A 25,487-nucleotide genomic window follows, 5' to 3' on the forward strand; every position below is an offset into this window, starting at 1 on the left:
CGGCGCGAAAGGTTATCGACGCGTATGGTGGGCTCGATGGATCCCCGCGTCCGCGATGCGCTCGAGCGCGAGCGCACGACCATCTGGGGCGTCTGCTACCGCATGACGGGCAGCGCGAGCGCGGCCGACGATCTCACCCAGGACACGCTGATACGCGCGCTCGAGCGCCCCCCGGCGGACCTCGACGCGCCGCTGCGCCCGTGGCTCGTCCGGGTCGCGGTGAACCTCGCGCGCGACGCGCTGCGGCGTCGCAAGCGCGAGGCGTACACGGGCCCGTGGCTGCCCGAGCCCGCGCTCACCGACGCGAGCGTCGACGAGGTCGAGCGCCGCGAGATCGCGTCCTACGCGCTGCTGGTCGCGATGGAGCAGCTCACGCCGCACCAGCGCGCGGTGCTGGTGCTGCGCGACGTGCTCGATCTCGGCGAGGCCGAGACCGCCGAGGCCCTCGAGTCGACGGTGGGGAGCGTGAAGGTCGCGCTGCACCGCGCGCGCAAGACCATCGCGGATCACGCGCCTGCGCACACGCTCTCGCGCGAGTCACGGGCCCAGAACGGCTTCGCCCTCGCGGCGCTGCTCGAGGCGCTCTCGCGCGGCGACGTCGAGGCCACGCGTCGCTTGCTCGCCGAGGACGTGCGTCTCGTGCAGGACAGCGCGGGCCGCGTGCGCGCCGCGGTGACCCCGGTGGTCGGCATCGAGAAGGTGCTGACGTTCCTGACCAACGTCGCGAAGATCACGCCGCAGCCCATCGAGGTGCGCTGGATCGAGATCAACCACACGCCCGCGCTCGATTCGCGCTTGCCGCCGCGCCCGCCCCCGCTCGCGAACCGGCTCGTCATGTGGACCGAGCTCGACGCCGAGGGCCGCATCGCGGCGCTGCACAACCTCCTCGCGCCCGAGAAGCTCGAGCGCCTCGACGCACGCATGCGGCCCTGACGCCACGAAATCTCCTCGGCGTCGAGAAGAGCGCGCCCGATCTCGCGGGTACTGCTCCATCGCATGAAAGCCCGCATCCGCGCGTCGGTGGCCTCGCTCGCATTCCTCGCCCTCGCCGCGTTCCATGCGTGCAACGTGCAATACGAATGGCGCGGGACGGACGCGCTCTTCGTCGCGTGCCCGGCGCTCGCGGCGCTCGCGTGTCACTCGCGCTGGCTCGGCGCACACGTCGCGGTGCGCGCGGTGGCGTGGCTCCACGTCGTGCTCGCTGGGTTCGTCGCGATCATCGCCGGTCGAGCGGAGGCTGCGGGGGTGACGCTGCTCGGCGCGCTCGCGCTCGCCGCGCTCGGGCGCGAGGCGCACGAGTCTCGCGCGAGCGCGGCAGGGTTCGAGCCCGTCGCGTACCGGGGTGCCTTCCTCGCCGCGACCACCGCGACGATCGCGGTCGCGATGATCCAAGGTCTGTTCGCGGTCGCGATGCTCCAGAGCACGATCGATCGCGCCGAGGGCGTGGTGTCGCTCGTGATCGCGTCCGGGCTGATCACCTCTGCGCTGCTGGTGCTGCGGATGCGCGCGGCCGGCGTCGTGCTGGGCGTCGTGGTCGCGGCCGTCGCGATCGCGGGCGCGTGCTTCGAGGCGCGCTCGGGGCGCGAGATCGCGGGCGCGGTCCAAGCAGTGCTCTGGACGAGCGCCGCCATCCCTGCGCTCGCGCTCGCCGCGCCGATCGCGTGGTCGCGCCTGCGCCCCGTGCGCGCCGTCGCCGCGAGCGCGCCCTCGCGCCTGCCGTGGTCCTCCGTGCTCGCGATGGCGATCGCGCTGCACGCGTGCGCGTCCGCGCTCACGCGTGCGTCGTTCTGATCGTCAGGCGCGCTTGCGACCGAGCACGCGGTAGATCGGGAGCCCGTCCTCGTCGGCGCGGACCTCGCGGTTCGAGCGCGCCCCGTAGGGGTTCGCCTCGCACGGCTCGATCACGAACGAGCCCTGCGCCGCGATGCGCTCCCGCATGCCCTCGGCGCGATCCTCGACGTCGCTCTCCACGAAGAGCTCGCCGCCCGGCGCGAGCAGCCGCGCCACGTGATCGAGGAAGGTCTCGTCGACGACCTTCCGCTTCTCGTGGCGCTTCTTCCACCACGGATCGGGGAAGAGCACGAACACCCGCGCGAGGCATCCATCCGGCCCGCAGCGCGGGAGCACGGCGCGCGCATCGGCGCGCAGCGCGACCGCGTTCGTGATCCCCTCGCGCGCCCGGCGCTCCTCGACGAGGTGCGCCCACTTCGCCTTGATCTCCATCCCGATGATCCGCGAGCCGGGGGCGGCGCGCGCGCGCTCCATCAGGAAGCGTCCTCGGCCGAAGCCGATCTCGAGCTCGAGCGGGCCCTCCCCGGGCACGAGGGTGCGCAGGTCGACGTCCCCGTCGGGCACGGTGCGCGCCATCAGTCCGTAGCGAATCGGGGGCGGCGTGGTCACGGCGGGGCGCGAGGTACGACGGGCCGGGCCCTCCCGCAACTCCATTGCGACCCCCGACGGCGCGCAAACGTGCGTGCGCGCAGCGTTCTTGACCCCGAGGCCGAATCGGTCGTATCCAAGTCGCGGCGACAGATCGTCGCTTCTCGTGTGCTCTCGGAGGCTCGCTTGCCGAAGATCCTGGGCGTCGACGACAGCGTGACGATGCGCCGCATCCTGGAGATGACGTTCGGAGGCGATCCGTCGACGTCCATCTCCACCGTGGAGGACGGCGATTCGGCGATCCGCTGGGCCACCGAGCAGGGCGTGGATCTCGTGCTCGCGGACGTGTCGATGAGCGGCACCGACGGCTACGAGGTCGCGCGTGCGCTGCGCGCGAACCCCGCGACCCAGAACGTCGCGGTCGTGGTGCTCGCGAGCCAGCACTCGCCCTACGACGCCGAGAAGGGTCGTCAGGCCGGCGTCGACGATCACGTGCTCAAGCCCTTCGAGACGCAGGCGCTGCTCGACAAGGTGCGCGACGTGCTCGGCCGTCCGCGCGCCGCGGCCGCCGCGCGTCCCGTCGCAGCTGCGCCCGCCGCACCGCGTCCCGTCGCGCCCGCGGCGCCCCAGGCCGCGCCGCCCTCGCCTCCGCGTCCGCCGTCGCCCGGCGTCCCCGGCGTCGTGGCGCCGCCCGCCCAGCGTCCGCCGCAGCGCGCCACCGTCGCGTTCGGCCCGCCCGCCGCCACCGGCGCGCGCCCCGCGACCGCCGCACCGGTCGCGCCCGTGGCGCCTGCCCGTCCCGCGCCCATCCCCGCGGCTGCGCCGGTGCCCGGCCCGGTCTCGGCGCGCAAGCCCGCGCTCGAGCTCGCCGACGACGACGCGCTCGTCTCGTCCGCGCCCACGCCGGCGCCCGCACCCGCGGCGCCTGCGATGGCCCGCCCCGCCGCAGTCGTGACCGCCGCGACCTCGGCGAACGGCGAGATGGCCGGCAAGCTCGAGGGCATGGGCCTCACGCCCGATCAGGTGCAGGGCGTGCTCGCGCTCTCGCGCGAGGTGATCGAGCGCGTGGTGTGGGAAGTCGTGCCGGATCTCGCGGAGACGATCATCCGCGAAGAGATCCGTCGTCTCACGTCCTGATCGCTGCTCGCTCGCGTGCTATGCGTCGCGTCCGCTCCGATTCCATTCGGAGCGCAGACGAGCACATGAGCAAGCCCTTCCGCACCATCGATCCCGAGACGCTTCCTCCGCACTTCGACGCCGGCGCCGCCGAGGCGCGCTGGGACGGCGTCTGGGAGAAGGCGGGCATCTACCGCTGGGACTCTTCGCGCAAGCGCGAGGAGACCTTCGTGGTCGACACCCCGCCCCCGACGGTCTCGGGCTCGCTCCACATGGGGCACGTCTTCTCGTACACGCACACCGACGTGCTGGTTCGCCAGCGCCGGATGCGCGGGATGAACGTCTTCTACCCGATGGGCTGGGACGACAACGGCCTGCCCACCGAACGTCGGGTCCAGAACTACTTCCACGTGCGGTGCGAGCCCAACGTGCCCTACGAGGGCGAGGGCTTCGCCGCGAAGTTCGAGCTCGCGAGCGACGAGAAGCGCAAGAAGGAGCGCCCGACCATCGTGTCGCGCCGCACCTTCATCGAGCTCTGCCAGCGCGTGACCCACGAGGACGAGAAGGCCTTCGAGGGGCTCTTCCGCCGCATCGCGCTGAGCGTCGACTGGACCCAGACCTACGCGACGATCGACGACCGCTCGCGCACGCTCGCGCAGCTCTCGTTCCTCGATCTGTTCGAGAAGGGGCACCTCTACAGCATCGAGGCGCCGACCTTCTGGGACGTCGACTTCCAGACCGCGGTCGCGCAGGCCGAGATGGAGGATCGCGACAAGCCCGGCGCGTTCCACCACATCGAGTTCGGCGTCGAGGGCACGAGCGATCGCTTCGTGATCGCGACCACGCGCCCCGAGCTGCTCCCCGCGTGCGTGGGCGTGACCGCGCATCCCGACGACGAGCGCTTCAAGAACCTCTTCGGTAAGCGCGCCGTGACGCCGCTCTTCAAGGCGCCGGTGCCGATCTTCCCGAGCGAGCTCGCCGACCCGAAGAAGGGCACCGGCATCCTCATGGTCTGCACGTTCGGCGATCAGACCGACGTGCAGTGGTGGCGCGAGCAGGGCCTCGCGCTGCGCGTGATCGTGCAGCGCGACGGGCGCCTGCGTCCGGTGCAGTTCGGCAGCGACGAGTTCCCCTCGCTCGATCCCGACGCGGCGAACGCGGTCTACGCCGAGCTCGCGGGCAAGACGCTCGCCCAGGCGCAGAAGGCGATCGTCGAGAAGCTGAAGGATCCTTCGGGTTCGGCGACCGGCAACGGCGCGCCGCTCCAGGGCGATCCCAAGCCGATCCAGCACGCGGTGAAGCACTACGAGAAGGGCGATCGCCCGCTCGAGCTGGTGATCTCGCGCCAGTGGTTCGTGAAGCTGATGGCGCAGAAGGACGCAATGCTGGGCAAGGGTGACCAGATCCAGTGGCACCCCGACTTCATGCGCCTGCGCTACCGCAACTGGACCGAGAACCTCGGGCTCGACTGGTGCGTGTCGCGGCAGCGCTACTTCGGCGTGCCGATCCCGTGCTGGTATCCGATCGGCGCGGACGGCGCGATCGACTACGCGAAGCCGCTCCTGCCCTCGCGCGAGCAGCTCCCGATCGATCCGCTCTCGCACGCGCCGACGGGCTACACCGAGTCGCAGCGCAACCAGCCCGGCGGCTTCACCGGTGACCCCGACGTGTTCGACACGTGGTTCACATCGTCGCTCACGCCGCAGATCGGCTCGGGCTGGCTGCTCGATCCCGAGCGCCACAAGAAGCTCTTTCCGGCGGACATCCGCCCCCAGAGCCACGAGATCATCCGGACCTGGGCCTTCTACACGATCGCCAAGGCGCTGCTGCACGAGGGCTCGGTGCCCTGGCACCACGTCGTGATCAGCGGGTGGATCCTCGATCCCGACCGCAAGAAGATGAGCAAGTCGGCGGGCAACGTGGTCACGCCGATCGACCTGCTCGACACGTACACGAGCGATGCGGTCCGTTACTGGGCCGCGAGCGCGCGCCTCGGCACCGACACGCAGTTCGCGAGCGATCAGGAGCTCAAGAACAAGAAGTGGCGCGCCGGGCTCGAGGGCAAGCGCCTCGTCACCAAGCTCTTCAACGCGGGCAAGTTCGTCCTCGGTCAGACCGCGGACGCGCCGGCGAGCGGGCACGGGATCACGCACGAGCTCGATCGCGCATTCGTGGCCGAGCTGCGCGCGCTGATCGAGCGCACGAGCGCGAGCTTCGCGGAGCTCGACTACGCGCACGCGCTCCAGGAGACCGAGCAGTTCTTCTGGTCGCGCTTCACCGACACCTACCTCGAGCTCGCGAAGATCCGCGCGCGCGGGGACGTGGGTGACGCGGCGGGGCGCACCAGCGCGGTCGCGGCGCTGCGGCTCGGGCTGAACGTGCTGCTGCGCCTCTTCGCGCCGGTGCTCCCGTACATCACGGAAGAGGTCTGGAGCTGGGCGTTCGCCGCGGAGAGCGGGCACGCGAGCATCCATCGCGCACCGTGGCCGACGATCGCGGAGCTCGGCGACGTCCCGATGCCGAGCGACCCGGGCGCGCTGCAGTGCGCGATCGACGCGCTCACCGCGATCAACAAGGCGAAGACCGAGCGCGGTGCGAGCGTGGGCCGCGTGGTCGATCAGCTCGAGCTGCGCACGAACGAGGAGACCGCGGGGCGCGTGACGAGCGTGCTCGACGACGTGCTCGCGAGCGCACGCGTGAAGTCGCATCGCATCGTCACGCGGCCCGGCGAGGGCTTCGAGATCGGCGAGATCGCGATCGCGCCGAAGGAAGCGAAGGAGACCGCGGCGACCTGATCAGCGCGCGAAGAGCGCGTTGAGCTCGGGCACCGGGATCCGCTCCGCGAACATCGCGGACGGCCGGTGCCCGAGCAGCTCCGTCGTCGCCTTGCGCACCGTCGCGAGCGCGGCCTGGGCGAGCCCGGTCCCGACGCTCACGCGTCGCACGCCGAGCGCGTGGAGCTCCGGCATCGGCGCGAGCTCGGGCATCGCGAGCACGTTGAGCGGCACCCGCACCGCGCTCGCGATCGCCGTGATCGCCGCGGAGTCGACGAGACGCGGCACGAAGAGCCCGTCGCATCCCGCGGCGACGTACGCGGTGCCGCGACGGATCACCTCGTCGACCGCGCGATCGTTCGGTACCAGGCCACGCAGGTACACGTCGGTCCGCGCGTTGACGAAGAGCTCGACCCCACGCCGAGTCGCGACCTCGCGCACAGCCTCGATCTTCGCGGCGAGCACCTCGGAGGGATCGCTCCCGTCCTCGAGGTTGATCCCGATCGCGCCGGCATCGATCACCGCGGAGATCAGCTCGGCGACGTTCGAATAGCCGCGCTCGACGTCGACGCTCACCGGGATCCGCACCGCGCGCACGATCTCGCGCACCGTCGCGAGGAGCACGTCGACGTCGAGGTGCTCGCCGTCGGGCACGCCGTGCGCCCACGACATCGCAGCGCTGCTGGTCGCGATCGCGGGCGCGCCGCAGGCCTCGACGAGGCGTGCGCTGCCTGCGTCCCATGCGTTCGGTAGGACGAGCAGATCGGGGCCGTGGTGGAGCGCGCGAAACGTCCGCGCGAGAGCGCGCTGTGTGTTCGTCATGCGACCGACGTAGCGCGCACGCGCGCCCTCGTCCGGCCGCTTTCGGACCTCGATGCGCTCACTCCGCCGCGACGATGCAGCGCCCGCTCTCGCACCGCGCCGCGATGCCCTCGAAGACGGGCGCGCAGGGCGGGCACGTGAGAACGGGATCGCACACCAGCGCACCGAGCGAGCCGCGATCCGGATTGAACGCGATCGTGTCGCTCACGCCGAGCAGGCCGCACGCGCAGCACTCCGCGGGCGCGAGCGTGCACTCGTCGTCGCCGGTGCACTCGGTGAGCGTCTCGACGTGCAGATCGAGCGCGACGCACTCCCCCGCGCGGCACGTCGCGATCAGATACGGGTCGGGCTCCATGAAGCATCCGGGGCACGCGACGGGATCGGCGCACGCCATCGCGCGGTGCTCGTCGACGCGATCACGGTGCACCGCGATCATGTCGTCGGGCGTCGGCGCGCCACACGCGCCGCAGCAGCTCTCGGGCAGGAGCACGCACTCCGAGGGCACGTCGCACTCGCCCGCCGCGCCCGCATCGCGGCGAGCACCAGAATCCACGCGCGCCCCGGCATCGCGCGCCGAGCCCGCGTCCGCATCGCCCTCGTGCGACTCGCTGCACGCGACTGCGATCACCAGCCAGACCACCATCGCTCGCGCGCGCATCGGGCACCTCGTGAGATCAGGATGCCACTCCCGAGGCGCCTACTTGAACGGGCATGCGCGCCTTCGTCCTCGATCACGCGGGGCCCGTGTCCTCGCGCCCGCTCCGTCTCGCGAGCGTGCCCACGCCCGAGCCCGGGCCCGGCGAGGTGCGCGTGAAGGTCCACGCCTGCGGCCTGTGCCGCACCGATCTCCACGTCGTCGAGGGCGAGCTCCCCGAGCGTCGCCCCCACGTCACGCCGGGCCACCAGATCGTCGGCGTCGTCGACGCGCTCGGCCCCGGCGTGGACGCATCGATGCTCGGCGCGCGCGTCGGCGTCGCGTGGCTGCACCGCACCGACGGCACCTGTCGCTTCTGCGTGCGCGGCCGCGAGAACCTCTGCGAGCGCGCCGACTTCACCGGATGGACCGTCGACGGCGGCTTCGCCGAGCACACGATCGCGCCCGCGGACTTCGTCTATCCGATCCCCGAGGGCTTCGGCGATCTCGACGCGGCCCCGCTCCTCTGCGCCGGCATCATCGGCTTTCGTTGTCTACGCACGACCGGGATCGAGACGTGGCGCGGCGCGCGCCTCGGCATCTACGGCTTCGGCGCGGCGGGCCACGTCGCGATCCAGATCGCGCGCGGACGCGGCGCCGAGGTGTTCGTGTGCACGCGCGATCGCGAGCGACACCAGGCGCTCGCGGTCGAGCTCGGCGCGACGTGGGTCGGCGACACCTTCGACGCACCGCCCGCGCCGCTCGACGCCGCGATCGTGTTCGCGCCCGCGGGCGAGATCGTTCCCGCCGCGCTCGCGTGCCTCGATCCCGGCGGCACGCTCGTGCTCGGCGGGATCCACATGAGCGACATCCCGTCGTTCCCCTATGCCCGCATCTATCGCGAGCGCGTGATCCGCAGCGTCGCGAACAACACGCGCGCGGACGGCCGCGCGTTCCTCGCCGAGGCCGCCGCGCTCCCGGTGCGCACCCACGTGCAGCGCTACGCGTTCGACGACGTGAACGACGCGCTGATCGCGCTGAAGCACGACGCAGTCAGCGGCGCCGCGGTGCTGGTGGTGGGCGCGCCGCCGTGAGTCGTGCGCCGCGAAGAGGCGGCGGCGGAGATCCGCGCGGTCAACGGCTCGACCCGCCATCGAGCGGCCCCACGACTCGCCTCACCATTTCCCGCACCCACTGCTGTCCCGCATGGCCATGACTGCGCTCGTGCCAGACCATGCTCACGGCAAACCCTTCGACGGGAAAGGGCGGCCGCAACCGCAGCAACTGCTCACCCCGGTCGTGCACCAGGCGGCTGGGTACCAGGGCGACGAGGTCGGACTGCGACACGATCTCCGGCAACAGCAGGAAGGACCCGGCGGACAGCACGACGTTGCGGCGGTGGCCCAGGCCGGCCAGCGCGTCGTCCACGGGCGTGACGAAGTCGCCTCCGCGCAGCGACACGATCACGTGTTCCAGCTGCGCGAACGTCTGCACCGTGATCCCCTCGCGCAGCTGCGGGTGATCGCGCCGGCCGATCAGGACGTAGTGTTCATCGAACAGATGGCGCGTGCGCAGGCTCGCCGGCGCGATCTGCGGCGTCATCAGCGCGAGGTCCACGTCGCCGCGCGTCATCTGCGCCTCCAGGTGCGCCACGTCCAGATTGCGCAGCGCCACACGCACGCCAGGCGCTTGGCGGCGCAGCGTCGGCAGCACGGGCGTGACGACAGCCGCCTGCAAGTAGTCGGTGCAGGCGATGTTCACGGTCAGCTTCGCCTTGGCCGGGTCGAAGCTCTGGTGCGTGGCAACGGTGGAGCGCACCTGGTCCAGCGCCTGACGCAGAGGCCCTAGCAGCTCCAGTGCCTTGGCCGTCGGTGTCATCCCGCGTTGCGCAGGGATGAGCAGCGGGTCGTCGAACAGGTCGCGGAGCCGGCTCAGCTGCGCGCTGACGGCGGGCTGGCTCAGGTGCAGCCGCGCGGCGGCCTTGGTCACGTTCTGTTCGACGAGCAGCGCCTCCAGCGTGACCAGCAGGTTCAAGTCCAGGCGCTTGGTATCCAAGCGATGGATGGTAGCGGACCAGTTTCGCGATTTCACAGGCAGCGCGCGGCGCCCGAGAGTTCAGCCGCATGAACAACACCGCTGACTCCTCCACCGCGAAACCGTTGATCACCGTGGCCGGCGCGGCCAGCAAGCAGGGCCGCAGCGTGGCTGCTGCCTTGCTCGCCAGCGGCCGCTTCCGCGTACGCGCGCTCACCCGCCGCACGGACAGCCCGCCGGTGCGCGAGCTGGCCGAGCGTGGCGCCGAGATCGTCGTCGCCCCGCTCGAGCTCGGACATCGGGCCGAGCTCACCGCCGCCCTGCGCGGCTCCCACGGCGCCTTCCTCATGACGCCGCCCATCGTGAAGGAGCCGCCGGCCGACCTCGAGTACACCCTGGGCGTCGAGCTGGCCGACGCGGCGCACGCTGCGGGCGTGGAGCACGTCATATGGAGTGGGCTCGAAAACGTGGAGGCGCGCACCGGAGGCACCAAGTGGGCGCCGCACTTCACCGACAAGGCCCGGGTGGAGGACCACATTCGCGGCCTGCCGCTGCGCAGCTCCTTCCTCTACCTCGCGTTCTTCTACAGCAACTTCCTGGAGTACTACGTGCCCCAGCGCGGGCCGGATGGCAGCCTGACCTTCGCCATCTACCTGCCGCCGGATGCACCGATGCCCTTCGTCGATCCGCTCACCGCGACCGGGCCCGCCGTGCTGGAGGTGCTCACGCATCCCGAGACGTACGCGGGCGCGATCCTGCCGGTGATCGGCGAGATCCTGACCGCGCGGGAGATGGTGGACACCTTCGTCCGCGTCACCGGACGGAAGGCGCACTACGCCTCGGCCTACACTCGCCAGGAGCTGCTGCAGCACTTCCCGGCGTTCGGCGCGAATGAATGGCTGGTGCGCGAATTGGTGGGCATGGTGGAGTACGCCGCCGAGTACGGCTACTACGCGCCCGCGCGCGATCTCGAATGGAGCCGCAGGATCGACCCGAACGCGCTGAGCTGGGAGCAGTTCCTGAGGCGCAGCCAATGGCGAGGCGAGCTGATGAGCTTCGGTACCGCACCGGGAGCGTGAGCCGCCTCGCTCGAGGTGCCGGATCGGCCGAGCCGGCTGCGCCGCGTCTCGACGACGCGAGCGCGCGCCGCGGCGAGAGCACGTGGCCGAAACCAGCATCGCGCGGCGGAACGGGCGGCAGCAGGCTGAGCTCGGCCGAGCACGATCAACAGCACGGATACGAGAGCTTCCGGCGCGGTGTGCGGGCTCGCGAAGCCGCGTGCCGCGTCGGGCACGCTCCCATGTTCGTGCTCGTGCTCGGCTGTCTCTGCTCTTCCGACTTCACAGCATCGGCGAGAACAAACGCCCCACGCCTTCCTTCACCCGCGTCACCACCGCGCGCCCGCGCCACCGCGCGAGGCTGACCTCCTCGGTCTTCGCGAGATCTTCCTCGAATATCCCCTCGAGAGCGCGCACGATCTCCGCGTCGTAGAGCACCGCGATCAGCTCGAAGTTCAGCCGGAAGCTGCGCACGTCGAGGTTCGCGCTGCCCACCGTCGCGAACCGTCCGTCCACGATCATCGCCTTCGTGTGCAGCATCCCGGGCAGGTACTCGTGGATGTGCACGCCGGCCGCGAGCAGCTCGTCGTAGAAGCTGCGCCCCGCATGGAACGTGACGCGATGGTTCGACTCGCGCGGCACGATCACCTTCACGTCCACGCCGCGCAGCGCCGCGGTCTGCAGCGCGACCAGCACCGCGCGATCGGGCACGAAGTACGGCGTCGCGATCCACACCGTGCGACGCGCCGACGCGATCGCCGCGAAGAGCAGTCGATGGATCTGCTCCACGCGCTCGTCGGGCCCCGACTCCACGATCTGCACGATCGCGTCGCCGCGCTTCGGGATCTCCGGGAAGAACGCGGGCAGCGTGAGGTCCTGTCGCGCCGCGAAGAACCAGTCCTCGACGAAGATCTTCTGCAGGTCGGTCACCGCGGGCCCGTCGATGCGCAGGTGCAGATCGCGCCAGTCGAGGAACATGTCGCCGACGTTGAGCCCGCCGCAGAACCCGACGACTCCGTCGACGATCATCAGCTTGCGGTGGTTGCGCAGGTTGATCGTCGCCGCGCGCCGGATCGGATCGAGCGGGAAGAACGGCTTCGCGATCCCACCCGCGCGCCGCAGCGGGCGACACGCGGGACCGAGCCCGACGCTGCCGAACCCGTCGTAGAGCAGGCGCACGCGCACCCCGCGCTTCGCCGCTTCGACCAGCGCGTCGAGCACGCGCCGTCCCGTGCGGTCGGGCCGGAAGATGTAGTACTCGAGGTGCACGTGATCGCGCGCGCTCGCGATCGCCTCGATCATCGCGTCGTAGGTCGCGGGCGCGCCGACCAGCACGCGCACGTCGTTGCCCGCGCGGATCTCGCCGCGCCCCATGCGCGCCGCGAGGCGCATCACGCCGCGCTGCTCCTCGGGCTGCGAGCCGATCACGCGCTCGCGCTCTTCCTCCTGCGCCGGGAACGCGCCCGCGATGCGGTCCTCGATGCGCTCGCGCATCGGCGCGGTCTCCGCGACGCGGCGCCGCATCGGGCGGCGGATGCGATCGCGCCCGAGGTACCAGAAGAGCACCACGCCGACGACCGGCACGAAGAGCAGCACGAAGATCCACGCGAACGTCGCCGCGGGCTCCTTCTTGCGCAGGAGCACCATCGGCACGAACGCGATCGCGAGCACCTCCGCCGCGGTCGCGATCGTCGACACCACGGTCGACCACGAGAGATCGAGCCCCTCCCCCACGCGCGCGTTCTACCACTCGGCGCGCTTGCCGCGCGTGCCCACGTCGCGCGACACTGGCCGTTCTCCCATGGACGACGGACTCCGGACTGCGCCCGAGACGAGCGCCACCCACTCCCACGAGCGAAACCCCGGCACCGAGCTGCACCTCGACTGGGTCGAGGACGTTCGCGTCAACAAGAGCGCGGTCGAGCGTCGATGCGCGACGCTGCCCGGCCGGCGCACCGTGAAGAAGGAGTGGCAGATCGCGTGGTTGCTCAAGGCGATCACGCTGATCGATCTGACCACGCTCGCGGGCGACGACACCCCCGGCAACGTGAGAAGGCTCTGCGCGAAGGCGCGCCAGCCGGTGCGCCGTGATCTGCTCGAGGGCCTCGGCGTCGCGGATCTGCCGATCACGACGGGCGCGGTCTGCGTCTATCACGACCTCGTGCGCACCGCGGTCGAGTCGCTCGAGGGCACGAGCATCCCGGTCGCCGCGGTGAGCACCGGATTCCCCGCGGGCCTCACGCCGCTCGACGTGCGGCTCGAGGAGATCCGTCGCTCGGTCGCCGACGGCGCGAAGGAGATCGACATCGTCATCCACCGCGCGAACGTGCTGACCGGCGACTGGCGCACGCTCTACGACGAGGTCCGCGCGATGCGCGCGGCGTGCGGCGCGGCGCACATGAAGGCGATCCTCGCGACCGGCGAGCTCGCGACGCTGCGCAACGTCGCGAAGGCGTCGATGGTCTGCATGATGGCGGGCGCCGACTTCATCAAGACGTCGACCGGCAAGGAGAGCGTCAATGCGACGCTGCCCTTCTCGCTCGTGATGGTGCGCGCGATTCGCGAGTATCGAGAGCGGACTGGCCACGTCGTCGGATACAAGCCCGCCGGCGGAATCCGCACTGCGAAACAAGCGCTCGAGTACATGGCGCTGATGAAGGAAGAGCTCGGCCGCGACTATCTCGAGCCCGACCTCTTCCGATTCGGCGCGAGCGCGCTCCTGAGCGACATCGAGCGCCAGCTCGAATTCCACCTCACGGGTCGCTACTCCGCATTCAATCGCCATCCGATGGCCTGAGTCCGAGATCGCACATGGACGGATCCCTCATCAAGCGAGTGTTCGAGACGATGGAGTACGGACCTGCGCCCGAGGCCGACGGGCCCGCGAAGGAGTGGCTCGATCGACACGAGCGTCGATTCGGGCACTACATCGGTGGCAGTTGGCGTCCTGCGAACGAGCACTTCGCGACGAACGCGCCGGGCCGCAAGAACGCGAAGCTCGCCGACATCGCGCAGGGCACCGACGCCGACGTCGACGCCGCGGTGCAGGCCGCGACGAAGGCGCTGCCCGCGTGGCAGAAGCTCGGCGGTCACGGCCGCGCTCGTTATCTGTACGCGATCGCGCGCCACGTGCAGAAGCACGCGCGACTGCTCTCGGTCCTCGAGTCGCTCGACAACGGAAAGCCGATCCGCGAGTCGCGCGACGTCGACGTGCCGCTCGTCGCGCGCCACTTCTATCACCACGCGGGCTGGGCCCAGCTCATGGAGAGCGAGCTGCCCGACAGCGCGCCGATCGGCGTCGTCGGTCAGATCATCCCGTGGAACTTCCCGCTGCTCATGCTCGCGTGGAAGATCGCGCCCGCGCTCGCGATGGGGAACACGCTGGTGCTCAAGCCGGCGGAGCTCACGCCGCTCACCGCGCTGCTCTTCGCCGAGATCTGCCACGAGGTCGGCCTGCCTCCGGGCGTCGTGAACATCGTGACCGGCGACGGCCGCACCGGCGCCGCGCTCACCGCGCATCCCGGGGTCGCGAAGATCGCGTTCACGGGCTCGACCGAGGTCGGCCGCATCATCCGCAAGGCGACCGCGGGCACCGGCAAGAAGCTCTCGATGGAGCTCGGCGGCAAGTCGCCCTTCGTCGTCTTCGAGGACGCGGATCTCGACAGCGTGGTCGAGGGCGTCGTCGACGCGATCTGGTTCAACCAAGGTCAGGTGTGCTGCGCGGGCTCGCGCATCCTCGCGCAGGAGAGCGTCGCGCCCGAGCTGCTCGCGAAGCTGCGCGCGCGCATGGAGACGCTGCGGGTCGGCGATCCGCTCGACAAGGCGATCGACATCGGCGCGATCGTCGCGCCGGTGCAGCTCGAGCGCATCCAGGAGCTCGTGAAGCAGGGCGTCGACGAGGGCGCGTCGTTGTGGCAGCCGAGCTGGAGCTGCCCGACCGACGGCGTGTTCTATCCGCCGACCGTGCTGAGCGACGTGCAGCCCGCGAGCACCGTCGCGCAGGTCGAGATCTTCGGACCGGTCGTCGTGTTCATGACGTTCCGCACGCCGGAAGAAGCGGTCTCGCTCGCGAACAACACGACGTACGGTCTCGCCGCGAGCGTGTGGACCGAGAGCCTCAATCTCGCGCTCGACGTCGCGCCGAAGATCAAGGCGGGCACGGTGTGGATTAACTGCACCAACGTGTTCGACGCGGCGAGCGGCTTCGGCGGCTATCGCGAGAGCGGCTACGGGCGCGAAGGCGGCAAGGAAGGCCTCTACGAGTACGTGAAGCCGCGCTGGATGGCCGAGACCAAGCGCGCGAAGAAGGACGCGAAGAGCGCGGCGAAGCTCTCGCCCGCCGCGACCGGCCTCGCGCCCGCGCCGCAGCCGAATGACAACGGCGTCCCCGCGATCGATCGCACCGCGAAGCTCTACATCGGCGGCAAGCAGGCGCGCCCCGATGGCTCGTACGTGCTGCCGGTGCTCGACCCGAAGGGCCGCGTCGTCGGCCACGTCGGTCAGGGCAACCGCAAGGACCTGCGCAATGCGGTCGAGGCCGCGCACGCCGCGAGCGGATGGTCCAAGCAGACCGCGCACCTGCGCGCGCAGGTCCTCTACTACCTCGCGGAGAACCTCGAGGCGCGCAGCGCCGAGCTCGCGGAGCGCATCGCGGCGATGACCGGTGATCGCAAGCGCGCGCAGGCCGAGGTGAAGAAGAGCGTCGAGCGTCTCTTCACGTACGGCGCGTGGGCCGACAAGCACGACGGCCTCGTGCACGCGACGCCGCACCGCAACGTGACGATCGCGATGAACGAGCCGATCGGCGTGGTGGGCATCGTGTGCGGCGACGCGCATCCGCTGCTCGGCTTCGTGAGCGCGGTCGCCCCGTGCATCGCGATGGGCAACACGGTCGTCGTGGTGCCGAGCGAGCGCGCACCGCTCGCGGCGACCGACCTCTACCAGGTGTTCGACACCAGCGATCTCCCGGGCGGCGTGGTGAACATCGTGACCGGCACGCGCGACGAGCTCGCACCGGTGCTCGCCGCGCACGACGGCGTCGACTCGATCTGGTACCTCGCGGAAGAGGGCCCGCTCGTCGCGGCGGTGGAGAGCGCGAGCGCGGGCAACATGAAGCGCACGTTCTGCGGCGAGCGCGACTGGATGGACGACACCCAGGGCGCAGGCCGCGAGCTGCTGCGCGAAGCGACCCAGGTGAAGAACATCTGGGTCCCCTACGGCGAATAGAAGAGAATTCCTCTAAGGAGAGCAGGAATCCAGGAGAGTGAGGAGCTCCTCCTGCTCTCCTCAGCGGCACTTCTTCTCGAGCCCTTCGAGGCGTGATGCGCTTCCTCCTTATCGCGCTGCTTTTCCTGCTCTCCGCGTGCAATGCAGAAGACGGTCCGAGCGCCGAGGAGAGCGATCTCCTCGTCACGCTCGACGCGATCTGCGAGGCCGCGCATCGCTGCCGTGACTCGTATGCCGGCGCGACGCCGTTCATGAACGTGTACGGCAACTCGCTCGCGGAGTGCGGCTCGACCAACGAGATCGTCGCGCGCATCGCCGGCGACGCGATCACCGACGAGCGCACGCGCTACGACGCGGACGAGAGCGCCGCGTGCCGCGCTCACGTCGAGTCCGTCACCTGCGACGGCCTGTGGAACGGCGGCGCCGTGCCGAGCTGCGACGCGATGCTCGTCGGCCTCGCGCCCTCGGACACCGAGTGCACGTTCGGCTGGGAGTGCGCGAGCGATCGCTGCACCGCCACCGAGGCGCTCTGCGAGTGAAGCGGCCCAGCTGGAGTGCTCGCCCGCGGAGGGCCCGCACGGGAGCGCGCGGAGCACGCGGACGGGAGGGCTCTCCGCCGGCGAGCCGATTTTGGACACGACTCAACCCACGCCCGCCACGAAGCGCTCGATCGCCGCGACGCACTCCTCGGTCGCTTCGACCTGCGGGTAGTGCCCGACGTCGAGCGCGAGCACCTCGGCGTCCGGTCGCGCCTCGCGCGCCCACGCGAGCACGTGCCCGCCCGACACCGGATCGCGCGTCCCCCACACCAGCGCGACCGGCACCGATCGATCGCGGAACGCCGCGCGCCATCGCTCCGCGTACGTCTTCCGCTCCGCGATGTAGTGCAGCAGGCGCGGCGCCCGCGCCGCATGCACCCGCACGCCGCGCCAGTGCTCGTCCACGTCGAAACGATCCATCCGCGTGATCAGTCGACCCATCGATCGCGCGAACGTCCGCTTGGTCACCAACACCGGCGCGAGCCACGGACCGAGCGGCCCCGCGAGGAGCTTCTGCACGAGGAGCGCGCGGTGCAGCGTCGGCTCGATCCCGCCGTTCATGAAGACCACGCCCTCGATCTCGATCCCCGAGAGCGCGCCCTCGCGACGCCGCGCCAGGAGCTCCTGCGCGATCGACACCGCGTAGTCGTGCGCGACGATCACGCAGCGCTCGACCCCGCTCGCGCGCATCACGCGAATCGCGAGATCGCACTGCGCCGCGTAGTCGATGCGCGCGACCGGCGGGGTCCCACCGAACCCGAGGAAGTCGAACGCGATGCAGCGGAACCGCGTCTCCAATCGCGCGATCACCTCCGCCCAGTCGAAGCTCGAGGTCGGGAACCCGTGGAGGAAGACGAGCGCCCGCCCTTCCCCGCGATCGCGCACGAACACCCGCACCCCCTCGAGCTCGACCTCGCGCCCGCTCGCGCGCCACTCGTCGTATCGCATCGCTTCGCTCTCCTCCTCGCCCAACGGTCAGGGCACGCGCTCCCCGCGCTGCGTTAGGCTCTCTCGCACGTGGCGCGCAAGAAACCCTGGTGGATGACGCAGGAGAAACGAGACCTCGCCTCGTTCCTCCGCGATCGTGAGCTGCTCCTCGCCGCGCTGCGCGACTCGGCGCGCACGTTCGGCCTCGTGTGGAGCACACACCGCCCGCTCGGTGCCGCGCTCCTCGCGCTCGGCGCCCTGGGCGCCGCGCTCCCAGCCGCGATCGCGTGGACCGGCCACTGGATCGTCGATGCGATCCAGCGCGCGGTCGAGCACCCCGAGGCGCGTCGCGAGGTCCTGATCGCGGTCGGCATCGAGCTCGCGCTCGTGCTCGCGTCGAATGCGATCAAGCGCGTGCAGACCGTCGTCCACGGGCTCCTCCGCGCGCTCGTCGCGGAGCGCGCGAACGAGATGATCCTCGAGAAGGCGCTCGGCCTCGAGCTCGTCGACTTCGAGAACCCCGGCTTCTACGACACGCTCTCGCAGGCGCGCAGCGGCGCGTCGCACTACCCGCTCGGCCACGTGATGAACGTGCTGAGCCTCGGCCAGAGCGTGCTCGCGCTCTTCGGCCTCGCCGCGCTCCTGATCCCGCTCTCGCCGCTCGCGGTGCTCGTGCTGATCGCCGCCGCGATCCCGCAGTTCGTCGTCGAGACGCGCTTCAGCCGCGACGCGTTCCGCCTCTTCCGATGGCGCTCCGAGGAGACGCGCAAGCAGAACTACCTCGAGACCGTGCTCGCGAGCTCCGATCACGCGAAGGAGACGAAGCTCTTCGGGCTCGGCGACATGCTGCTCGAGAAGTACCGCGCGATCTTCTGGAAGCTCTGGAAGGAGGATCGCGACCTCACGATCCGTCGCGGCCTCTGGGGCCTCGCGATCGGCAGCCTCGGCACCCTCGCGTTCTACGCCATCTACGCGTGGATCGCGTGGCAGGCCGCGCTCGGCGCGATCTCGCTCGCCGACATGACGATGTACCTGCTCGTGTTCCGCCAGGGCCAGAGCACGCTCGGCAACGTCTTCTCGGGCGCCTCCACGCTCTACGAGGACGTCCTCTACCTCACTGCGTTCTGGGAGTTCCTCGATCACCGCGACGAGGACGCCCCGAGCGGCACCGCGACCAGCGGTCCCGATCCCCTCGACGGAGTCCGCTTCCAGAACGTCTGGTACACGTACCCCGGCGCGAAGGAGCCCGCGCTGCGCGGCGTCGACCTGCACCTGCCTCCGCGCCGCAAGCTCGCGCTCGTCGGCGAGAACGGCGCCGGCAAGACGACGATCATCAAGCTCCTCACGCGGCTCTATCGCCCGAGCCAGGGCCGCATCACGCTCGACGGTCTGCCCCTCGACGAGTGGGACGAGCGCGCGCTGCGCCGTCGCATGGGCGTCATCTTCCAGGACTTCGTGCAGTACCAGTGGCTCGTCGGCGAGAACATCGGCGTCGGCGACGTGAGCGCGTTCGACGACGAGGCGCGCTGGAAGGAAGCCGCCGAGAAGGGCTCCGCGAGCGACTTCGTGTCCTCGCTGCCGAAGGGCTTCCACACCCAGCTCGGCCACTGGTTCGACGAGGGCCAGGAGCTCTCGCTCGGTCAGTGGCAGAAAATCGCCCTCTCGCGCGCGTTCATGCGCCGCGACGCCGACATCCTGGTCCTCGACGAGCCCACCGCGTCGATGGATGCCGAGGCCGAGGCCCGCATCTTCGCCCGCTTCCGCGCGCTCACCGAGCAGCGGACCGCCGTCTTGATCTCGCACCGGTTCAGCACGGTGCGTATGGCGGATCGCATCGCGGTCATCGAGGGCGGCGTCGTGACCGAGCACGGCTCGCACGACGAGCTCATGGCCCTCGGAGGTCGCTACGCCCGCCTGTTCACTCTACAAGCCCAAGGCTATCGGTGAGGCCCCGCCTAGACAGTTGTCCTCTGACCAGTACAGGGTTTTCCGCCTAGGGTCTTCCCTGGGCGGTACGATTACGCGATTATCGGATGAACATGCACGCTGACACGAACTCGCTATTGGGAAGCGAGCCGGTGGAGACCCACCCCATCATCAAGGCGCTGCTGCGCTTCGGCTACTCGATCGAGTGGCACGGCGAACCAGGGTCGCGGCTCTGCATCGTGAGTGACCCGGACGAGACGTTTGAGGGGCGCGGCGCCGACGACCGCAAGGCCTTCGAGGACGCGCTCGCCAGGCTCGCGCCGTCGAAGATCGCGCGCGCGTTGATCGAGCGAGCGGCATCGCAGATGCCGCGCGCCGCGGGGAGCGCCGAGGTGCAGGTCACACCGCGCCCCGATATGACGCCCCGGATCGAGCTCGAGCACACCCCGGCGCCGCCCAGCGGACCCCGTGATCTCAAGGCGATCCTCAGCGACCTGCAGACGGTCGCGGCGCGCGTCGAGGCGGGTATCCCCGAGGCCGCGCTGATGGCCCCGCCGCTCCAGAAGCTGCACGTGCTCGCGTGGATCTCGCGCGCACGCGCCCTCGAGCACGAGGCCAACCGCAACCGCTCGGCGTCGGACGCGACCGGCGCCATCGCACGGCGGCTCACGACTCTCTGCAAGACGTGGTGGCCCGGCTCGGTCCGCGCGCTGCAGCTCGACGCGACACCCGAGCGCGCGACGCGCGAGCAAGGGCTCCCGCCCGCGACCAAGTGGCTCGACGTCGCGGAGACGGCAGAAGCCCGGCTCGAGCAGCTGATCGCCGAGCCTCCCTCCGACGACGGCTGGCGCGACACCGCGGCGCTCGCCGCCCCGCCCGACGACGCGAGCCGCGAGATCGCCCTCGCGATCCGCATCATCGAGCGCCTCGTCGGCCCGATCGACACGCCGCCCGGCAACGACGCGCCCCGCCCGCTCGCATCGAACGACGAGCTGCAGCTCGAGGACGCGGCCGCGCGCCTGCGCTGGGCCCGCCACGTCGCGCCGGACCCCGAGCGCTGGGGCGCCGCGATCGGTCGCCTCCGCTGGCTCGTGGCCCAGAAGCGCGGGAGCCAGCGCCTCGCGCGCCTGCTCGACCCGGGATTCGTCCCGCGCCCGAGCTGGGATCACGAGGCCGGCGCTGCTCGTTCGCGTCTCGTCGCACTGACTCCCCCTCCCGATAGTGGCCCCGAGCTCATGAAATGGCTCACGGCGACCTTCGATGCGATCGACGGTCCGACCCTGGCGAGCCGACTGCGCGAGCAGAAGACGGTCTCGGGCGCGCCCGCCGCGCCGCTGATCCTCTCGATCCAGGAGGCCGATCTGCCCGCGGGTGATCGCCGCCTGCGCCGCCGCCTGCGCCAGCTGCACGCGCTGATGACGGGTGGCAAGGCGGGCGAAGCGGCGACGTCGACCCAGGAGATGACGAGCACCGGTGAGCAGCCGGTCCTCCACGTCGACGACGAGTCCGCCGCCGCGCGTCCCACCCACGACGAGCGCATCTTCACGCGAGTGCGCGCGAAGCTGCCCGATGCGGCCGCGCTCTTCGTCAGCAACCGCGAGGACCCGATGCTGCGCGAGCGCCTCGAGAAGGCGCTCGGCTGGCAGATCGAGTGGTCGACCGCCGAGCCCCGCCGCGTCGCGGCGATCGCGGGCGCGATCGGTCGCGGGAAGTACCGCGTCGTGCTCAGCGCGACCGGCTTCCAGGATCACTCGACCGACATCGCGCTCGCCCGCGCCGCACAGTCGAGCAACACGCTGTACGTGCGCGTGAACCGCGGTCGCGCGGCGGCCTGTGCGCGCGCCCTGGCGCGCGAGCTCGGCATCCGCACCGACGACGGCGAGGAAGAGCGCGCCGCCGGGTAGAAGCCTGGCTGATGGATCCACGGCGACCCATCACGCAGCGTGATGGGTCGTCGGATCAGCCCGCGCTTTCCAATACCGGAGTCGCGCCCGCCGCGGCGCGCGGCCGCGCGACCGCCCACGCGATGACCCCGAGCGCCGCGAGCGCCGCGAGCACCATCGCGACCACGATGCGCGCGCGCCGGGCCCGCTCGGTCTTCGCCATCTCCTCGGCATCGAGCTCGGCGTCCGCCGCGAGCTGCAGCGCGTGCATCTCCTCGCTGCGGGTGCGGATGCGCGCGGTCACCGGGCGCGCATCGAGCGGCGTGCGATCGAGCGCCGGCTCCTTGGCGGCCTCGCCGGGGAAGAGCCCACCGAGCCACGCCGCGATCTCGCGGTCTCCCACCGGCTCGCCGCGCGTCGCGAGCCATCCCTCGAGCGCGCGCGCCATCTCGTCGGCGCTCGCGAAGCGCGCATCGCGATCCTTCGCGAGCCCGCGCTGCACGATCTCCTCGATCTCGATCGGCACGTCGCTTCGTCGCTCGCGCACCGAGGGCACGCTGGGATCGACCACGATCGCGGCGACCGTCTCGAACTCCGAATCGCGCTCGTAGACCGACTCGCCCGTGAGCAGCTCGAACGCGCAGAGCGCGAGCGCGAACACGTCGCTGCGCCCGTCGAGCGCCTGGCCGCGATACTGCTCGGGCGAGATGAAAGCGAGCTTGCCCTTGAGCACGCCCACCTCGGTCTTCCGGGGATCGATCACCGACTTCGCGATCCCGAAGTCGATCAGCTTGGGCACCCCGTTCCACCCGACGATCACGTTCTCGGGCGTGACGTCGCGATGCACGATCCCGAGCACTCGCCCCGCGTCGTCGGTCGCGACGTGCGCGTGGTGCAGCGCGCTCGCGAGGCTCGCGATCAGACGCGCCGTGATCGCGACCGGCACCGCGCGCCGCGTCTCCTTCGCGCGCTCGATCACCTTGCGCAGCGAGGGCCCGCGCACCCACTCGAGCACGAGGTGGAACGCGCCGCCCTCGTCGCCGAAGTCCTGCACCGCGCAGAGGTTCGGGTGCGAGAGGCGCGACGTGAGCCGTGCTTCCTGCACGAACGCCTCGACCTTCGCGGGGTCCGACACGACGTGCGGCAAGAGGCGCTTCACCACCACGCGCCGCGCGACGTCGCGCGGACCGGTCGCGCGCGCCACGAACACCTCGGCCATCCCGCCGCTCGCGAGACGCCCGAGCACCTCGTAGCGACCGATGCGCCCGATCGGGAGCACGTCGCTCACGCCCAGCGCGCCTCGAACGGAAGGCTCACGATGTCGACGCCGTGCGCGCGCCCTTCGGGGATCGGCACCAGCGACGTGCACCGCACGTTCTTGCCGCCCGCCATCCCGAGCAGCACCTCGACGTAGGGCTCCGACACCGACGCGTACCACTCGGTCAGCGGGCGCGGCAGACCCCGGCGCAGCGTGCGGATGTAGCCCTTCGTGCTCTCCTCGACGATCACGTCGCCGAAGTCGAAGTACTGCGAGATCAATCGCTGCAATCGCCCGCCGATCATCTCCGGCGTGGTGAAGCCGAGCAGCCAGCGATAGACGCCCTTCACGTCCTCGTTCGCCTGCCAGCGCGTCCGCTCGCGCACGAACTCCGAGAAGCCCGTGCCCATCACGCGGGCCGCGCCGATGCCGACCATCGCGAGCGGGAACACGTCGTAGCGCGTCGACGCGAGGAAGGGCTGCGAGAAGAACTTCGTGACGTCGGGCCGCCCGAGCGCCGCCAGCACCGCCGAGTGCCCACCGGGAACGATGCGATCGCAGTACTCGACGTGGCCGCGGTACGCGACGCCCTTGATGTGGAAAGGCGACTGCCCTGGCGACCACGGGATCTCGAGGAGCGCGCGTTCGTCGGCCTCGTTCACGCCGTCCATCGTACTCGAATCGTTCGGTGGCGCGAGGGTTGGCATCGAGTCAGGCTGGCCCGCGAAATGAGCGAGTTCCTGCGTTTCCACGGGACCGACAGCTACCTGACCAACGAGGCCCTCGAGGCCGCCGTGAACTGCGCGCTGGTGCTCCAGCGGCCGCTCCTCGTGAAGGGCGAGCCCGGCACCGGCAAGACGCTGCTCGCGGAAGCGATCTCGGCGGCGCTCGGCCTCCGTCTGCTCACGTGGCACGTGAAGAGCACGACGCGCGCGCAGGACGGCCTCTACGTCTACGACACGGTGCAGCGCCTCTACGACTCGCGCTTCGGCGACGGCGACGTGAAGGACATCCGCCGCTACATCAAGTACGGCCCGCTCGGTCAGGCGTTCGCGTCGAAGGAGCGCGTCGTGCTGCTGATCGACGAGGTCGACAAGGCGGACATCGAGTTCCCGAACGATCTGCTCCACGAGCTCGATCGCATGCGGTTCCGGGTGAACGAGACCGACGACGAGGTCGCCGCGTCGCACCGCCCCGTCGTGATCATCACGAGCAACAACGAGAAGGAGCTCCCCGACGCGTTCCTCCGTCGCTGCGTCTTCCACTTCATCGACTTCCCCGACCAGGAGCTGATGAAGCGCATCGTCGCGGTGCACCACCCCGAGGTCGACACCCAGCTCGTCGATCACGCGCTGCGCGTCTTCTACGAGCTCCGCGACATGAAGCGCCTGCGCAAGCGCCCGAGCACGAGCGAGCTGATCGACTGGATCGCGGTGCTGCGCGCGTCGGGGCTCAGCGACGTGCGGCTCGAGGGCAAGGTGCCCTTCCTCGGCACGCTGCTGAAGAAGGAGCAGGACCTCGCGACGCTCGCCGATCAGCTCGCGGGCGGACGCCGCTTCCGCTCGTAGCGCGCGCGCCGCGGCCGAGGGAGACTGCGATCCGTGATCGTCCCCTTCCTCTACGTGCTCCGCAGCCAGAAGGTGCCGGTCGGCACCACGGAGGTCATCCAGCTCGCGCGCGCGCTGGAGGCAGGGCTGCACGACTCGTCGCTCGACGGCTTCTATCACGTCGCGCGGGCGATCCTCGTGCACTCCGAGGCGCACTACGACGCGTTCGATCAGGCGTTCGCGCATCACTTCCGCGGCGCGGAGCTGCAGGCGAAGGAGCTCCGCAAGGAGCTGCTCGACTGGCTCGAGGAAGCGGTCGAGCGCCCCGACGAGCTCAGCGACGAAGAGCGCGCGATGCTCGAGCAGTACGACCTCGAGACGCTCAAGCGCATGTTCGAGGAGCGCCTGAACGAGCAAACCGAGCGGCACGACGGAGGCAATCGCTGGATCGGCACCGGCGGGACTTCGCCCTTCGGCAACTCGGGCGCAGCGCCGCGACCTGGCATCCGCGTCGGGGGCCGTGGTGGCGGGCGCAGCGCGGTGCAGATCGCGCAGCGCCGCGCGTGGCAGGGCTATCGCGACGATCTCACGCTCGACGTGCGACAGATGCAGGTCGCGCTGCGCAAGCTGCGCGCGTTCGCGCGCGAGGGCGCGGAGGACGAGCTCGACATCCAGGGCTCGATCGACGCGACCGCGAAGAACGCGGGCGAGCTCGAGGTGGTGCTGCGCCCTCCCCGTCGTCCCAACGTGCGCGTGCTGCTCGTGATGGACGTCGGCGGCTCGATGGAGCCCTACGCGCATCTGTGCTCGCGCCTCTTCAGCGCGGCGAGCAAGGCGACGCACTTCAAGGAGCTGCGCCACTACTACTTCCACAACTGCGTGTACGGCCACGTCTACGAGGACGAGAAGTTCACGAAGCCGAAGAAGGTGCGCGATCTGCTCGCGGAGTGCGGCCCGCACTACAAGCTGATCATGGTCGGCGACGCGCTGATGGCGCCCTACGAGCTGCTCCAGTCGGGCGGCTCGATCGATCTCGGTGACGAGAACCGCGTCGAGGGGATCCGCTGGCTGCAGACGCTGCAGGAGCACTTCGAGCGCAGCTGCTGGCTCAACCCCGAGCCCGAGAAGTACTGGAGCGGCAACACGATCGAGTACGTGAAGAACGTGTTCGACATGTTCCCGCTGACGGTCCACGGGCTCGGCGAGGCAGTGGGCCACCTGACCAAGGGCAAGGGGCTCCGCAAGGCGGGCTGAGCCGGGTCGGGGTCGCCGGCGGATCCGGCTCGGGGACGGGATCGCGAACCAGGGGCGCAGGTCGATCGCGACGTGCACGGCGGATCGCGATCCGCGCTCGGATCCTGCGG

Annotated in this window: 21 protein-coding genes; 13 read left to right on the forward strand and 8 right to left on the reverse strand. The window is 70.7% G+C overall.

Features of this window, described 5'->3' with window-relative positions; translation table 11 throughout:
- Positions 1-36: 36 nt before the first annotated feature.
- Together I5071_RS14230 and I5071_RS14235 are read left to right on the forward strand one after the other, a co-directional pair.
- Positions 37-933, forward strand: coding sequence for a sigma-70 family RNA polymerase sigma factor (locus tag I5071_RS14230; RefSeq protein ID WP_236605991.1), 897 nt, complete (start codon positions 37-39; stop codon positions 931-933).
- A gap of 63 nt (positions 934-996) precedes the next feature.
- A complete protein-coding gene (locus I5071_RS14235) occupies positions 997-1,791 on the forward strand; it encodes a hypothetical protein (protein WP_236605992.1) in 795 nt (264 codons plus the stop codon).
- Positions 1,792-1,794: 3 nt separating this feature from the next.
- Here I5071_RS14235 and trmB read toward each other — a convergent pair whose 3' ends face one another.
- Complete coding sequence (trmB, locus tag I5071_RS14240; protein WP_157069119.1) at positions 1,795-2,400, reverse strand: tRNA (guanosine(46)-N7)-methyltransferase TrmB; 606 nt, start codon at positions 2,398-2,400, stop codon at positions 1,795-1,797.
- 165 nt (positions 2,401-2,565) lie between these two features.
- Here trmB and I5071_RS14245 point away from each other — a divergent pair, with 165 nt between their 5' ends.
- Together I5071_RS14245 and valS are read left to right on the forward strand one after the other, a co-directional pair.
- Positions 2,566-3,516: a response regulator gene (locus I5071_RS14245; protein WP_236605993.1), complete on the forward strand. Its 951-nt coding sequence runs from the start codon at positions 2,566-2,568 to the stop codon at positions 3,514-3,516.
- A gap of 65 nt (positions 3,517-3,581) precedes the next feature.
- Entirely contained in the window at positions 3,582-6,290 is a 2,709-nt protein-coding gene (gene valS, locus I5071_RS14250; RefSeq protein WP_236605994.1) for a valine--tRNA ligase, read from the forward strand.
- On the opposite strand, the gene I5071_RS14255 is transcribed toward valS, so the two are convergent.
- On the reverse strand, positions 6,291-7,091 hold the full coding sequence (locus I5071_RS14255) for an isocitrate lyase/PEP mutase family protein (protein ID WP_236605995.1): 801 nt from the start codon (positions 7,089-7,091) through the stop codon (positions 6,291-6,293).
- Positions 7,092-7,149: 58 nt separating this feature from the next.
- The gene (locus I5071_RS14260; RefSeq protein WP_236605996.1) at positions 7,150-7,749 is read right to left on the reverse strand and encodes a hypothetical protein; all 600 of its coding nucleotides are present in this window, start codon (positions 7,747-7,749) and stop codon (positions 7,150-7,152) included.
- 53 nt (positions 7,750-7,802) lie between these two features.
- Between I5071_RS14260 and I5071_RS14265 the strand changes: the two genes are divergently transcribed.
- Positions 7,803-8,819, forward strand: a complete 1,017-nt coding sequence (locus I5071_RS14265; RefSeq protein ID WP_236605997.1) for a zinc-dependent alcohol dehydrogenase family protein — start codon at positions 7,803-7,805, stop codon at positions 8,817-8,819.
- A 40-nt stretch (positions 8,820-8,859) separates the two neighbouring features.
- Here the strand turns inward: I5071_RS14265 and I5071_RS14270 are convergent, their stop codons facing one another.
- Positions 8,860-9,780, reverse strand: coding sequence for a LysR family transcriptional regulator (locus I5071_RS14270; RefSeq protein WP_236605998.1), 921 nt, complete (start codon positions 9,778-9,780; stop codon positions 8,860-8,862).
- Positions 9,781-9,848: 68 nt separating this feature from the next.
- Here I5071_RS14270 and I5071_RS14275 point away from each other — a divergent pair, with 68 nt between their 5' ends.
- The gene (locus tag I5071_RS14275; RefSeq protein ID WP_236605999.1) at positions 9,849-10,838 is read left to right on the forward strand and encodes an NmrA/HSCARG family protein; all 990 of its coding nucleotides are present in this window, start codon (positions 9,849-9,851) and stop codon (positions 10,836-10,838) included.
- 261 nt (positions 10,839-11,099) lie between these two features.
- Here the strand turns inward: I5071_RS14275 and cls are convergent, their stop codons facing one another.
- A complete protein-coding gene (cls, locus tag I5071_RS14280; protein ID WP_236606000.1) occupies positions 11,100-12,551 on the reverse strand; it encodes a cardiolipin synthase in 1,452 nt (483 codons plus the stop codon).
- Positions 12,552-12,618: 67 nt separating this feature from the next.
- On the opposite strand from cls, the gene deoC reads away from it, so the two are divergent.
- From deoC to I5071_RS14295, 3 genes are all read left to right on the forward strand, one after another.
- The gene (gene deoC / locus I5071_RS14285) at positions 12,619-13,614 is read left to right on the forward strand and encodes a deoxyribose-phosphate aldolase (RefSeq protein ID WP_236606001.1); all 996 of its coding nucleotides are present in this window, start codon (positions 12,619-12,621) and stop codon (positions 13,612-13,614) included.
- A gap of 14 nt (positions 13,615-13,628) precedes the next feature.
- Positions 13,629-16,043, forward strand: a complete 2,415-nt coding sequence (locus I5071_RS14290) for an aldehyde dehydrogenase family protein (protein WP_236606002.1) — start codon at positions 13,629-13,631, stop codon at positions 16,041-16,043.
- A gap of 95 nt (positions 16,044-16,138) precedes the next feature.
- Positions 16,139-16,582, forward strand: coding sequence for a hypothetical protein (locus I5071_RS14295; protein ID WP_236606003.1), 444 nt, complete (start codon positions 16,139-16,141; stop codon positions 16,580-16,582).
- A gap of 102 nt (positions 16,583-16,684) precedes the next feature.
- Here the strand turns inward: I5071_RS14295 and I5071_RS14300 are convergent, their stop codons facing one another.
- Complete coding sequence (locus I5071_RS14300) at positions 16,685-17,530, reverse strand: alpha/beta fold hydrolase (protein ID WP_236606004.1); 846 nt, start codon at positions 17,528-17,530, stop codon at positions 16,685-16,687.
- A 69-nt stretch (positions 17,531-17,599) separates the two neighbouring features.
- On the opposite strand from I5071_RS14300, the gene I5071_RS14305 reads away from it, so the two are divergent.
- Together I5071_RS14305 and I5071_RS14310 are read left to right on the forward strand one after the other, a co-directional pair.
- Positions 17,600-19,456 carry an ABC transporter ATP-binding protein gene (locus I5071_RS14305; protein WP_236606005.1) on the forward strand — a complete coding sequence of 619 codons (1,857 nt, stop codon included), beginning with the start codon at positions 17,600-17,602 and terminating at the stop codon, positions 19,454-19,456.
- Positions 19,457-19,587: 131 nt separating this feature from the next.
- A complete protein-coding gene (locus tag I5071_RS14310; protein WP_236606006.1) occupies positions 19,588-21,339 on the forward strand; it encodes a hypothetical protein in 1,752 nt (583 codons plus the stop codon).
- A gap of 55 nt (positions 21,340-21,394) precedes the next feature.
- Here I5071_RS14310 and I5071_RS14315 read toward each other — a convergent pair whose 3' ends face one another.
- Positions 21,395-22,606 (reverse strand): serine/threonine-protein kinase, encoded by a 1,212-nt coding sequence (locus I5071_RS14315; RefSeq protein ID WP_236606007.1) that lies wholly within the window; start codon positions 22,604-22,606, stop codon positions 21,395-21,397.
- Positions 22,603-23,247 (reverse strand): hypothetical protein, encoded by a 645-nt coding sequence (locus tag I5071_RS14320; protein ID WP_236606008.1) that lies wholly within the window; start codon positions 23,245-23,247, stop codon positions 22,603-22,605. Before I5071_RS14320 ends, I5071_RS14315 begins: the two co-directional genes overlap by 4 nt.
- 57 nt (positions 23,248-23,304) lie before the next feature.
- On the opposite strand from I5071_RS14320, the gene I5071_RS14325 reads away from it, so the two are divergent.
- Together I5071_RS14325 and I5071_RS14330 are read left to right on the forward strand one after the other, a co-directional pair.
- Positions 23,305-24,144: an AAA family ATPase gene (locus I5071_RS14325; RefSeq protein WP_236606009.1), complete on the forward strand. Its 840-nt coding sequence runs from the start codon at positions 23,305-23,307 to the stop codon at positions 24,142-24,144.
- Between the two features lie 33 nt (positions 24,145-24,177).
- The gene (locus tag I5071_RS14330) at positions 24,178-25,377 is read left to right on the forward strand and encodes a vWA domain-containing protein (protein ID WP_236606010.1); all 1,200 of its coding nucleotides are present in this window, start codon (positions 24,178-24,180) and stop codon (positions 25,375-25,377) included.
- Positions 25,378-25,487 lie beyond the last annotated feature (110 nt).

The organism is Sandaracinus amylolyticus (assembly GCF_021631985.1).
In the GTDB taxonomy this organism is placed as follows: Bacteria; Myxococcota_A; Polyangia; order Polyangiales; family Sandaracinaceae; genus Sandaracinus; species Sandaracinus amylolyticus_A.